We start from the raw sequence: 12,665 nt of genomic DNA, 5'->3' as shown, positions 1-12,665 counted from the left end.
CCAGCGACAGCCACGGCTATAATCCAGCTTTATTCCTCGAATAGAAATAGCAGGCCCTCATGTCAGAGACCATGAAATACAAAAAAGAATTCGCAACCATTCGTGGCCTGAAAATGGCATATGTCGAAGAGGGCGAAGGAGATCCCATTGTATTTTTACATGGGAACCCCACCAGTTCCTATTTATGGCGCAACATAATGCCTCAGCTGGAAGGCAAGGGCCGATTGATTGCCCCCGATCTGATCGGGATGGGCGATTCAGAAAAGTTGCCCAAAAGCGACGAAAACAGCTATACCTTTGCCGAACATAAGGCCTTTCTGAAAGACCTTCTTCAATATTTGGACGTTACCAGCAACGTCACCTTGGTTTTGCATGACTGGGGTTCTGCCTTAGGCTTCGACTGGGCTAACAATAACCGGCAGGCTATGAAGGCCATCGCCTATATGGAAGCCATTGTTCAACCGATAAACAGCTGGGAGGATTGGCCAGAAGATGCCCGCGGTATTTTCCAGTCGCTCCGCAGCTCCGCCGGCGAAGAGATGATTTTGCAAAAAAACGTTTTTGTTGAACGGATCTTACCGGCCTCCATCATGAGACCGCTAAGCGATGTTGAAAAACGCGAATATGGTCGTCCATTTCGCCGCGAGGGAGAAGAGCGGCGCCCGACACTGACCTGGCCGCGACAAATTCCCATCGCCGGCGAACCAGCGGATGTTGTAGATATTGTTCAGGAATATGCAAACTGGATGAGCCAAAACGATCTTCCAAAACTATTTATTAATGCGGAACCCGGTTCCATTTTAGTGGGCACCGCTCGCGATTTTTGCCGCCGCTGGCCTAACCAAACAGAAGTCACGGTTAAGGGAATTCACTTCATCCAGGAAGACAGCCCAAATGAAATCGGGCAGGCCCTCTCAGAGTTTATAAAGTAACGTTAAATAAAGGTTCCAAACAATGTCAACAAAGCCAAAAGCAATTAAGCTGAACCCCTTGCAAAGCAAAACGCTTGTCCTGCTGAAAATTTTGGCGAAGGATCCTGATAGCAGTCAGCCAATTGACGGCTGTGATGACGTTCGGATCACCCGTATGCCCCACGCGCATGGAAATCATATGCATGTTGGTGACTTCACTGTATCGGCTAAAGATGCCAGCGGGCTTACCAATCCATCTGTTTGGACAGCCCTCGCCCGCAAAGGGTTTGTGGGAGAAAACTGGCCGAATGAGGTGGTTGTCACAGCGAAAGGGCTTGCTTTTACGACAGGACTAGAAGAAAAATTCGTATCTCCTTCAGATCACTGACAGGCCCTTAAATCATGCGGATGCCTCAATGACTACGTCGACACAGCGCAAACTGACAACAATCCTGTGCGCAGACGTTGTGGGGTACAGCCGTCTGATGGGTCAGGATGAAGAAGGGACGCTGGCGCAGCTCAAGAAAGCCCGGACACTTTTCACCACTAATATTGCTGATTATTCCGGCAGAGTTATTAATTTTACCGGGGACGCTGTCATTGCCGAGTTTGGAAGTGTTGTCCAGGCTGTGCAGTTTGCGGCCTTCATTCAGGAAAGCATCCATAAGGAAAGCCAGGAAACAAAAGACCCTGAAGCGTTATTTTTCAGAATTGGTCTTAACCTTGGGGATGTCATTATTGAAGGAAATGACATTTTCGGGGATGGCGTTAATGTGGCCGCCCGACTTGAAGCGCTAGCACCAACCGGTGGGGTTTGCCTGTCTGGTACCGTGTATGATCATGTTAAGGGAAAACTGAACAATAAATTTACCTACCTCGGTCAAAAAGAAGTAAAAAACATCGAGAGTACGATCGACGTTTATGTGTTGGAGGTCGCAGGGGCTGCAAAACCAAATAAAATTCCTGACCCTAAGATTGACCGCGTACATCGGTCATCATCCACGGAAGATAAAGATCGTCTGGAAGAAGAGAAAATCCGAAGGTATGTCCGACGACAGGCAGCTTTTTACAGGCGGACCTTTTTCACCGGGGCTCTGATCATTTTTCTATTAATGATCAACCTGATAACCAACCCGTCCTATTTTTGGTTCATTTGGCCTGCAATGCCCTTGCTTTTTATACTTTCACTCGATGCCATGCGAGTATTTGGGAAAGGTCACTGGGCCGAAAATTGGGAAGAAAAGCATGTCAATCGGATGAAGACCCAAAAGGGCCTTCACCGTTCGCATTCCTCTTCAAAAGACTAGAAGCCGCCTTCTGACATTTTGCCCATGCGGGAGCAAATTTCGCGAAAACCGCTAATCGTTTCGTTGATGATGTCTTCCGCTGACTTTTGCCCCATGATCAACGCAGCGGATTGACCTGAAAGACCAGCGCTTGCCTCCATATTACCATCAAAGTACAATTCTTTGATGCGCGCAAACATGTCCGCAGGCATGCGGCCTTCTTCATAAATCTCTTTCGTAAGTTCCGTTTTCAACGCCCGTATGCAGGGCGTTGCCTTTTTATTCAGGACCAAAGTTCCCGTGTCTTCAGCGTCTATAATCGCATTCTTATAGTTCAGATGCACCGGGCTTTCCGTGGCAGAGACAAAACGGGTCCCCATTTGAATGGCCTCAGCGCCCAAACTAAAGGCCGCGGCCATTCCCCGCCCATCAACAGTTCCCCCAGCCGCGACCATTGGGACATCGACCTTGTCACGGATCGCCTGCAGCAAGACCTGCAAGGAAACTTCTTCCGGGTTCTTAAACCCACCCCCTTCACCGCCTTCGACAACAAGACCATCTACACCCGCCTCTACGGCTTTCAGGGCGGCCTTGACCGTTGGCACTGCGTGATACACGATAATATCTTTCGCCTTTAGAATTTCGATCAGTTTTTCCGGATTTCCCGCAGAAGTCGTTACGAATTTCACCCCACTGTCTGCAACGAAGTTGATCATATTCTGATCTTTAAGGAAAAGAAGAGGAAGGTTGATCCCGAAAGGCCGATCTGTAAGCTCTTTCATTTTTTTAATTTCAGCTATGCAATTTTCGGTCTCACGAGAAGAGGTTTCGATAATGCCGAGCCCTCCTGCGTTACACACCGCAGATGCAAGCTGTGACCCGGCAATCCACCCCATTGGGGCCTGGATAATCGGATATTCTGCGCCGGTATGTTCAAGAAATCTGTTCATTTGTTACTATCTCTGTTTTTTAAAGATACGTTTGCCCTAGTGCGCGACCAAGATCGGTAAGTGCCTGCTGTTCACTAATGACCTTAATTGTCTTCATGCCCATTAAGGCTGCGGGCTTCAGGTTTATGCCAAGATCATCCAAATACAGAACTTCATCGGCTGATACCCCCATACGATTACAGGCATATTCGTAAATTTTTGGATCTGGTTTACGCATTCCAATTTTACTGGATTCGATCACTTCATCGAAAAGGGACATTACCTCGGCGACGGCAGCACGCGCTTCCTCTGACCGGCTCATTCCCGGGCCTTGGCCTGCCGGAACATTGTTTGTTAAACAATAACACTTTCTGTCCTTGGAAATTTCCTTTAGCGCCGCCACCATTTTAGGCCGAATATCACCTGACAGCAACGCAATCACTTCTTTGCCAGCAACAGAATGACCAAGTGATGAACTTTCGCTCTGAAACAGTCCATCGAATTCTTCCGCCGAGATTTCACTTCTCTCGAACTTGGCCCAAGCATTGGTGTCAGGGTTGGTAGAATTAACTGTTCTTAGAAAATTCTCTGGAAGTCCGTGTTCTTTTTCGAACCTGTTAAATGCCTCAAATGGGCTTGTTGTCAGCACTCCACCAAAATCCCAAAGGACTGCAGTTATCATTTTTCCATCCATATCTGTGAGAAGTCCGGCGCGACCGGTTTTATCCTATATTCTTATTTTTTTTGAGATACTGACAGTATGAATTTCAGAAGTCAAATATCTGTCTCGATTGAATTTTTGAGAGACGTTCATAAGTAAAGGGGTATACAGTATGATCCTGTCCATCTTCTGGGAGCGTCTTATGAAAGCCGTGTTGTTACTCTCGACATTTCTTGTTTCTCTATCACCAATCGCATTGGCGATGAGTGATTCCGATATGAATACTTTAAAAGAAACCGGCAAATGTTCAGAATGCAACCTGAAAGGCTCGAAGCTTCAATCCTTGATTATGCCCGGTTCTGATCTTTCCAGCAGTAATTTGCGAGATGCCATTCTGAAAGATATCAATCTGGAAAACGCCAATCTACAGGACACGGATCTAAGACGCGCTGATCTTGAAAAAGCGAACCTGAAGAATGCCAATATGCAGGAAGCAACACTTCGCAATACGGATCTTGAAAAAGCAAATCTGAACGGCGCGAACTTGCAAGAGGCTGATTTGAGAGAAGTTGATCTGGAAAATGCGACCGGACAGAACAGCAACTTTTCGGAAGCTGATTTGCGGAATGCCAATATGAAGCGGAGTGACTTCTCCAACGCAAATTTCTCATCTGCCAAGATGACGAGTGCTAATCTTAAACGCGCCACTCTGAAGAACGCAGTCTTTACGAAAGCCCGCATGAAAGACGTGCGATTGAGCCGCGCTGATCTGGAGAATGCGGATCTTTCCGGGGCTTTGCTAGGTAGAACCGTTTTCTTTCGGGCAAATCTGACGAATGCTAAATTTGGAGACGCCAATCTGGATGACGCCATTCTTTGGGGTGCAAAACTTTCAGGTGCGGATCTGAGTGGTGTTGAAGACCTGAAACAGGAGCAACTCGAAAATGCCTGCGGGAATAAACAGACTAAATTACCGAAAGGCCTGTCTATTCCCAACTGTGAAGCTGATTAAATAATTTTACCTGGATTCATGATATTCTGAGGATCCAGCGCCATCTTCAGGGCGCGCATTACATCGACAGCATCACCAAGCTCTTGTTTTAGGTATTTTCGTTTACCCAACCCGACGCCATGCTCTCCGGTGCAAGTCCCTTCCATTTCCAAGGCCCGTTGAATTAATCGCCCATTGATCCGTTCGGCCTCTTCAAATTCTTCCGGGCGGTCCTTATCGAGAACAAACGCCAAGTGAAAATTGCCGTCGCCAACATGACCAACAATTGGCGCGATCAAATCACTTTCATCAAGATCCGCTTTGGTTTGCATAATACAATCGGCAAGCCTTGAAATTGGAACACACACATCGGTTGCCCATATGGATGCATTGGGCCGCAAAGCTTTTGCAGCGTAAGCAGCATCGTGACGGGCCTGCCACAATTTTGTTCGGTCTTCCGCCTGAACTGTCCAGGTGAAATCGCGGGCTCCAAAATCATCGCATATACTTCTCACCATTTCGGACTGTTCTTTGACGCCTTGTTCACTGCCATGAAACTCCAGAAATAAAAGAGGCTGCACAGGAAGATCCAAACCGGAATATTTGTTGATAGCATCCACCTGAACATCATCCAACAATTCGATCCGAGCAATTGGCACGCCCGTTTGAATGGTCAGAATAACGGACTGAACGGCATTTTCGATATCTTCAAATGAAACGGTTGCTGCTGCAATTGCTTCGGGAATACCATAAAGGCGCAACGTAATTTCCGTAATGATCCCTAGCGTTCCCTCGGAACCAATATACAGTTTGGTCAGATCATATCCAGCTGCGCTTTTTTTAGCCCGGCCGCCCGTTTTGATGATCTTCCCGTCCGGCAAGACCACAGTCAAGTTGAGAATATTTTCGCGCATCGTACCGTAACGTACCGCATTGGTACCGGACGCCCGCGTGGACGCCATGCCACCGATGGAGGCATCTGCACCCGGATCAATCGGAAAAAACAAACCTGTATCCCGCAAATATTCGTTCAGTTGCTTGCGCCGGACGCCGGGCTGCACTGTACAATCAAGGTCTTCAGTATTGACCTTCAGGATTTCATTCATCTGTCCCAGATCAATACAGACCCCGCCTTCAACAGCGTTGATATGTCCTTCCAGGGACGTGCCTGCGCCGAAAGGGATAATCGGAACCTGATTATCTGCGCAAATCTTTACAATTCGCGAGACCTCTTCTGTCGAGTGCGCAAAACAAACAATGTCGGGAGGGCACGGTATATGCCAACTTTCATCTGTGCCATGCTGGTGCAGAACAGAATGCGCCGTCGTACATCTGTCTCCCAAGATTTTCTGCAACTTGGATTTTACAGTTTCCAGTTTTTCCGGATGTAATGACATAGCGCTCTCCCTGTCAGCCACACTTTACTTCCGCGACGGAAAAAAGTGGATCTTCAAAAATATCTATCCCTGTGGACTTACAACTCCAAGAATTACACGGCAAGAAGATATTTACACATAGGCAAAAACCGCTACTCTTCCCAAATGATAAAAAATGGATTTAAAGAACTGAACAGAGTGAACGTTCGTCCAGAATGGATCGATTACAATGGCCATATGAACGTTGCGTATTACGTCATGGCTTTTGACCAGTCACTTGACAATTTGCTGGACCAGATCGAATTGACCAGGGCCTACCGTGATGCGTCGAACTGCACCGTCTATGTCCTTGAGACACACGTCACTTACAGGCAGGAGGTAAAGGCAAACGACCCGCTACTGATTACCTTCAGGGTCGTCGATGTTGATGACAAGCGCATTCACCTTTTCCTGGAAATGTATCATGAACAGGAAGGTTTTCTTGCTGCCACGTCCGAGCAGATGATCTTGCATATTGATGCATCCGGACCCAAGGCGCACCCGATGCCTGCCAATATACTGGGCAACCTTCAGGCTTTATATGCTGCCCAAAAAGACTTTCCCGCGCCCGATCAACTGAGGGCCCAAATCGGTATTCGCAGAAAGAAGACCACATAATGCTTTCTTCAAGCAGCTATAATAATGCCGCCTTACTTGTTACCGCCGTTATATTCGCCGTGGCGTATCAGGTTGCTCCCGTGATTGAGGGGTCAATCGCTTTCATTGTACTGAAAGCCGGCGGGTGCTTCCTTCTCGCGTTATTCGCCTATTCAAATCTGCCGCCGGGAAAAGCCCAGAAGCTGATGACGGCGGCATTACTTGCCTCATGCTTAGGCGACATTTTTCTTGCCATTCGAACATCTGATTATTTCATTCAGGGTTTGGGATCATTTCTGGTGGCCCACCTTCTTTATGTCGCCGTCTTTACCCGATATCGATTACCAGCACCGCTACCGAAGTCAAGACAGATGCTTGTTGGCGCTACGGTCCTGATTGGGCTTGGGATGATCGGCATACTCTGGGCGCATTTAGGGAATCTGAAAGCCCCGGTGAGTATTTATGTAACTGTCATTGCATTAATGACCCTGTCTGCAATTTACAGTCACCTGCCAGCAAAACTATTAGTCAGTGGTGCATTTCTTTTTATGATTTCCGATGCAATGATTGCTATCAACAAGTTTCTAATGCCAATTCCCATGGCGGGAACCTACATTTGGGTAACTTATTTTACCGCCCAGTTGCTAATCACACTTGCGGTGATTAAAGGAACAACCGAACGGTCGTTCCTTCTCTCTGAAAAATAGGGATCAAGCAGCTTCGGTGCTGTTGGAATCGTGTTCAGCGATTTTGGAGATCAGATAGTCGACATTTTCAGCGTCAAATCGATCTTCAAAATGGGTAAGAACCCTTTGGATTACATGGTTTCTGAACCGTTCCCGATCACCAGGATCGCCATCATATTCCAGCTCGTTCACCACATCGACAGCGACGCGCATCATCTCCGCAACCCCTTGCGGGATCTTGCACTTCTTACAAAGCTGTTTGAGCCCTTGACCACTGGCATCATTAACCAATAGGTGAACGTTTGAAACAGCGATATCTGACCCTTTTGATAATGCGGTTTCAAAGAAATCCATGTCTCCCACACATAAAGCACGGAGAATAATTGTTGGCGTTAGTCGGCCGTTGTCATAAAGTTGATTGATCAAGCGTTCAAGCTCGCCAGAACTTGCATAGCCCAGCAAACCGACCATCGTTTTTTCCCGGCTTGCAAGGATCAGATCGGTTGCCATCGCGGGTGACATCTCATGATGACTGACCAGATGCTCCTTCAGCTTGTCGGACACCAGAGTAACCAGTCTCTCCGTCACCGTTATGGGAAGCTCACTCCGTTTCGCCATTGGAGCGTTCACGAGTTCATCATCCCCAAACTCATCCAAAACCTTTTCAAAGGTTTCTTCTGAAATCTGGGCGCCTTCATTTTCCATTAATTTGGCAACAACGGTTTTGTTACCAGTATCCGCCAATTTCTCGGACACCGCTTCTGAGACGACTGAACGCTCAGCGATCGCGGCTTGATGGCTTTCCGGTTTTGAACTGATAATATCGAACAGATCCTGATCGCTCAGCGCTTCCGAGAAAGTCAGCATAGGCGTTGCCACGTCTGCAATGTCGCTTGCAAGCGACACAGCAATATCGTGAGAAAGATCCGGAAGGTTCTTCAACGTGTCTGCAAGTGTCTGCCTGACAAGAATTTCAGCATCACTTGCCAGAACCCGAAAGATTTCTTCCGCTTCCGCCCGTTCTTTGTCGCTGAATTCGTTTGCCACAAGATTTCCGGCAATTTTCTCTACTGTTTTCGCTCTGTTTTCCGCAGAACGATCAGTGAGTAGCCGTTCAACATCGGCTGGACTTAAAGAACCGTTTTCTGACACATTGGCTCCAATAAACTAGATTATTCCTACCCTACGATGTAACAGGGGTTTCATTAATATTATCTTAATATCGCGATACTTTTTCGCTTAAGGCGCAAGAAAAATTCTTCTGCATGAACCGCGACAAATCGACCCATTTTAGTCACAAAACTCTTTCTTTTATAATCATGGCGTATATTTTCGGAAAAGCTAGAGAGTTTTTGCGACCCAGAAGTAACCGAATAGGAGAGATTTATGAAATCATCAATGCTGTTAGCCTGTGGTACGGCGATCGTCATGACACTGGCAGCCTCAACAGCAATGGCTGCAGGCGACGCAAAAAAAGGCGAGAAAGTCTTTAAAAAATGCAAGGCCTGCCACACTGTAGATGAAGGCGGGAAAAACAAAATCGGACCAAACCTTTTCGGTGTCGTCGGAAAAAAAGCCGGAACTCACGATGGATTTAAATATTCTAAAGCAATGAAAGAGGCTGACATCACTTGGGATGCTGCCACTTTGGACGCTTTTCTGAAAAAACCCAAAAAATACCTCAAAGGCACTAAGATGAGTTTTGCTGGTCTTAAGAAAGACAGCCAGCGTCAAAATGTCATCGCGTATCTTGAAACGCTGAAGTAAAAAAAGCGGCCCGGCAATCGGGCCGCTTTTCTTTTAGTCCCGAACGACCAACACAGAACAATTTGCGTGGCGGACGACCCGGGCGGCATTGGGGCCCAGCAGATAATCCTGCATTTTAGGCCGGTGAGCGCTCATAATTATCAAATCACATTTGAGCTTTCTCTGCATCGCCAGAATTTCTTCATAGGCGGAACCATGCCCAACGACAACCTGGGATTTCACCTCTTTCGGGATGTTATCATCGACGAACTCATGAAGCCGCTTCGCAGCATCCTCCAGCATTTTTCCCTCGTGTTCTTTTGGGAAAAATGAACCGACTATACTCATTCCAAAATCAGGAACGACGGTAATCACATGCAACGTCGCCCCAAAAGCTTTTGCATAATTGACAGCTTCCGGTACTGATTTTGACCAAGAGTTCTTTGCCTCCAGATCAACAGCAAGAAGAATGTGTTGAAACATATTTTTTCTCCCCTTTAGGCCGTAGCCGCTTCAGACTGAGCGGCTCTGCTGCGCCGACGCTGAATTAACCCGATAAAAGCCAACAATATAAGAGCCGGAATATACATAAGCTCTTTTGCAGGCTGACTAACCGGAACTAATACACTGAGAATTTTCTGATCGAAATCCAACCCAGCAGCTTGTGCTGGACTGTCAAATGCTGCGTTATCAATAATAACCTCATCACCCTCGATCAGCAGTTCCAGTCCGACCTTCTCAAGACGCTCTTCTGAAGTCGCACCGTCCAAAACAGGGAGTATTGCTGTAAAGACGAGCGGATCACCCACATCATCTTCTCCCTGCACAATGAGCCGCATTTCAGAGCCGCTATTCAAACTGCCCATCACGTCAACCAACGTAGCAGGTTCTGTTTTGGAGAAAGGTGGCGATATCAGATCCATCCAAAATCCGGGACGGAATAAGGTAAATGCAATCAGGATCAGAAGTGCTGATTCCCACATTTTTGATCGCGCAAAAAAGTACCCCTGAGTACCAGCCGTAAACAATAATATGGCTGCCGTCGCGACAATGAACACAACGACACCCTCCAAAGGTGTCACATCAATCAACAACAGATCCGTATTAAAGATAAACAGGAACGGAAGGATAGCTGTTCTCATGGAATAGAAGAAGGCAACGAAACCTGTCCTTATGGGATCACCCCCCGACACCGCTGCAGCGGCGAAGGATGCAAGCCCTACTGGTGGTGTTACATCAGCCATGATACCGAAATAGAAAACAAACAGATGCACGGCTATCAAAGGCACGATCAGTCCGTTCTGCTGCCCCAAACTGACAACCACCGGAGCCAGCAACGAAGACACAACAATATAGTTTGCTGTCGTTGGAAGGCCCATTCCCAGGATAAGACTTAGGATCGCAGTAAAAATCAGAATAAGCAGGATTTGCCCCTGACTGAGAAACTCAACCAGTTCCGCAAGAACAAGCCCAACACCAGTTTGAGACACAGTACCAACGATGATACCAGCGGCCGCGGTTGCGATACCAATACCGATCATGTTGCGCGCACCCGCAATCAGGCCTTCAACCAGTTCACTAAACCCTTGTTTTAGTTTTCCAGTCTGAGCTTCTTTACGGAAAAATGCGAATACCTGACGTTGGGTTAAAAGAATGAAAATCATTAAAGCGACGGCCCAGAAGGCAGAGAGCTCAGGTGATAGTCTTTCAATCATCAAGCACCAGATTAAAACCGCAACTGGTAATAGAAAATGCAGACCCGCCATAACGGTGGGACCGGGCTCCGGCAACGCGGTTACCGGGGCATTCGGATCATCAACTTCCAAATCAGGATATTTTGCACAAATGGAAATCAGAATGATGTAGACAACCAGAATACTGGCCCCCACGATCCAAGGTGTAAGGTCGCTTCCAGCCAATTCGCGAATAAGGTTTACCGCAAAGAAAATACCAAAGCACACGATGACGACATTACAAAGGACAACAGCCCCTTTAGAAAAAATCAATGCCTTGGTGCCTTCGGCTGATCGCGCTACAATTCCTTTAAAGACACCCATCTGAAGGGCAATCAGAATCAGAATTGCAGCCAGTTTGTTGAAGGTTGAACCCAGCAGATTGAACAGCTCGGACAGGTAATATAGACCGCCGCCAATTGCAAGAACGGCAGACAGAGTAATACCAAAGGAAAGCAAGGCCAATTTGGCAGGTTTTGTTTCACCTGCTTTTGGCAAGCCCTGCATATCCAGCTTCATCGCCTCAAGATGGACAATGTAAACAAGCGCAATATAGGAAATGATCGCGGGCACAAATGCATGCCTGACCACATCAAAATAACTGATATTGACATACTCAACCATCAGGAAGGCCGCGGCCCCCATAACAGGCGGCATAATCTGTCCGTTCACGGACGAAGCAACCTCGACCGCTCCTGCTTTTTCAGGAGTGAAGCCTACTCTTTTCATCATTGGGATGGTGAATGTGCCGGTGGTGACAACGTTGGCAATAGAGGAGCCTGAAATCAAGCCTGTCATGCCCGATGCGACAACCGCGGCTTTTGCCGGTCCGCCTCGCAAGTGCCCCATCAATGAAAAAGCGACCTTAATGAAGTAATTTCCAGCGCCGGCCTTGTCCAGCAACGCACCGAACAGAACAAAAAGGAAAACAAGACCCGTAGAAACGCCGAGTGCAATGCCAAATACGCCTTCTGAAGAAAGCCACTGATGATCAGCAACCGCACCAAAACTTGCACCTTTCCAAGCAAGGATGCCCGGGGCATAAGGACCAAGGAAGGTATATCCGAGGAAAACCATCGCGACAATCATCAAAGGCGGGCCAAGCGCGCGTCTAGTCGCTTCCAAGAGAACAACAACACCGACGCAAGCGACAATGATATCTGGAAGAATAGGATTTCCCGGCCGATCTGATAGTCTAGAACCTGTTAAAGTGTCGCCAAAGGCTGTATCAAAAGCAAACAGATACATGGTGGCAAGCGCCCCAATGATCGCCAGCCCCCAGTCTGCCAAAGGAATTTCGTGGCGAGGACTTTTCTTAAAGGCCGGATAGGCCATAAATGCCAAAATAATTGAAAAGGCCAAATGAACTGGCCGGGCTTCTTTGCCCGAAAACACGCCAAAATTAAAAATGTATGGCAATGGTGAAGCGATCCAGATTTGCCACACGGACCAAACAAGCGCGAGGCCCATCATTAATTTTACGATAAATGCATTGTCTGGAGTCCGTCCGCCAGTATCCGTGGACGCGACCAGATCCTCTAGCTCTTCGTTGCTTAAAGGACCCTCTTTATTGAGTTTATCACTCATGTAACCCCCTTATTTACAACCCGTAAGATCCAAAACTGGATTGGCGGGTTACAAACCCCAATATCAAAAAAATACGTTTAGAAACGCAAAAGGGACGGCGATTAAGCCGTCCCTGATAAAGCG

13 protein-coding genes are annotated in these 12,665 nt (G+C 47.4%); 7 read left to right on the top strand and 6 right to left on the bottom strand.

Features of this window, described 5'->3' with window-relative positions:
• Positions 1-59 precede the first annotated feature (59 nt).
• From OIR97_RS05870 to OIR97_RS05860, 3 genes are read left to right on the top strand one after another with little or no spacing between them, the layout of a single operon-like run.
• The gene (locus tag OIR97_RS05870) at positions 60-932 is read left to right on the top strand and encodes a haloalkane dehalogenase (RefSeq protein WP_169544656.1); all 873 of its coding nucleotides are present in this window, start codon (positions 60-62) and stop codon (positions 930-932) included.
• A gap of 22 nt (positions 933-954) precedes the next feature.
• A complete protein-coding gene (locus OIR97_RS05865) occupies positions 955-1,299 on the top strand; it encodes a hypothetical protein (protein ID WP_169544655.1) in 345 nt (114 codons plus the stop codon).
• Positions 1,300-1,327: 28 nt separating this feature from the next.
• Positions 1,328-2,218 carry an adenylate/guanylate cyclase domain-containing protein gene (locus OIR97_RS05860; RefSeq protein WP_169544654.1) on the top strand — a complete coding sequence of 297 codons (891 nt, stop codon included), beginning with the start codon at positions 1,328-1,330 and terminating at the stop codon, positions 2,216-2,218.
• On the opposite strand, the gene OIR97_RS05855 is transcribed toward OIR97_RS05860, so the two are convergent.
• Both OIR97_RS05855 and OIR97_RS05850 read right to left on the bottom strand, forming a co-directional pair.
• Positions 2,215-3,147 carry an NAD(P)H-dependent flavin oxidoreductase gene (locus OIR97_RS05855; RefSeq protein WP_169544653.1) on the bottom strand — a complete coding sequence of 311 codons (933 nt, stop codon included), beginning with the start codon at positions 3,145-3,147 and terminating at the stop codon, positions 2,215-2,217. The genes OIR97_RS05860 and OIR97_RS05855 overlap by 4 nt on opposite strands.
• 19 nt (positions 3,148-3,166) lie before the next feature.
• The gene (locus OIR97_RS05850) at positions 3,167-3,808 is read right to left on the bottom strand and encodes an HAD-IA family hydrolase (protein ID WP_169544652.1); all 642 of its coding nucleotides are present in this window, start codon (positions 3,806-3,808) and stop codon (positions 3,167-3,169) included.
• 151 nt (positions 3,809-3,959) lie between these two features.
• Here OIR97_RS05850 and OIR97_RS05845 point away from each other — a divergent pair, with 151 nt between their 5' ends.
• Entirely contained in the window at positions 3,960-4,799 is an 840-nt protein-coding gene (locus OIR97_RS05845; protein ID WP_169544651.1) for a pentapeptide repeat-containing protein, read from the top strand.
• Here OIR97_RS05845 and OIR97_RS05840 read toward each other — a convergent pair.
• On the bottom strand, positions 4,796-6,175 hold the full coding sequence (locus OIR97_RS05840; protein WP_169544650.1) for an FAD-binding oxidoreductase: 1,380 nt from the start codon (positions 6,173-6,175) through the stop codon (positions 4,796-4,798). The genes OIR97_RS05845 and OIR97_RS05840 overlap by 4 nt on opposite strands.
• A gap of 177 nt (positions 6,176-6,352) precedes the next feature.
• Between OIR97_RS05840 and OIR97_RS05835 the strand changes: the two genes are divergently transcribed.
• Both OIR97_RS05835 and OIR97_RS05830 read left to right on the top strand, forming a co-directional pair.
• Positions 6,353-6,811 carry a thioesterase family protein gene (locus tag OIR97_RS05835; protein ID WP_169544649.1) on the top strand — a complete coding sequence of 153 codons (459 nt, stop codon included), beginning with the start codon at positions 6,353-6,355 and terminating at the stop codon, positions 6,809-6,811.
• Positions 6,811-7,497 (top strand): lysoplasmalogenase, encoded by a 687-nt coding sequence (locus tag OIR97_RS05830; RefSeq protein WP_169544648.1) that lies wholly within the window; start codon positions 6,811-6,813, stop codon positions 7,495-7,497. Before OIR97_RS05835 ends, OIR97_RS05830 begins: the two co-directional genes overlap by 1 nt.
• A gap of 3 nt (positions 7,498-7,500) precedes the next feature.
• On the opposite strand, the gene OIR97_RS05825 is transcribed toward OIR97_RS05830, so the two are convergent.
• Positions 7,501-8,628: a DUF2336 domain-containing protein gene (locus OIR97_RS05825; protein ID WP_169544647.1), complete on the bottom strand. Its 1,128-nt coding sequence runs from the start codon at positions 8,626-8,628 to the stop codon at positions 7,501-7,503.
• Positions 8,629-8,862: 234 nt separating this feature from the next.
• Between OIR97_RS05825 and OIR97_RS05820 the strand changes: the two genes are divergently transcribed.
• Entirely contained in the window at positions 8,863-9,243 is a 381-nt protein-coding gene (locus OIR97_RS05820) for a c-type cytochrome (protein ID WP_246201974.1), read from the top strand.
• Positions 9,244-9,276: 33 nt separating this feature from the next.
• On the opposite strand, the gene OIR97_RS05815 is transcribed toward OIR97_RS05820, so the two are convergent.
• Both OIR97_RS05815 and OIR97_RS05810 read right to left on the bottom strand, forming a co-directional pair.
• On the bottom strand, positions 9,277-9,705 hold the full coding sequence (locus OIR97_RS05815; RefSeq protein ID WP_169544646.1) for a universal stress protein: 429 nt from the start codon (positions 9,703-9,705) through the stop codon (positions 9,277-9,279).
• 14 nt (positions 9,706-9,719) lie between these two features.
• On the bottom strand, positions 9,720-12,542 hold the full coding sequence (locus tag OIR97_RS05810) for a TRAP transporter permease (RefSeq protein WP_169544645.1): 2,823 nt from the start codon (positions 12,540-12,542) through the stop codon (positions 9,720-9,722).
• Between the last annotated feature and the right edge of the window lie 123 nt (positions 12,543-12,665).

The sequence above is a fragment of the Sneathiella aquimaris genome (assembly GCF_026409565.1).
Classification (GTDB): domain Bacteria; phylum Pseudomonadota; class Alphaproteobacteria; order Sneathiellales; family Sneathiellaceae; genus Sneathiella; species Sneathiella aquimaris.
This window is presented reverse-complemented; position numbering and strand designations above follow the sequence as displayed.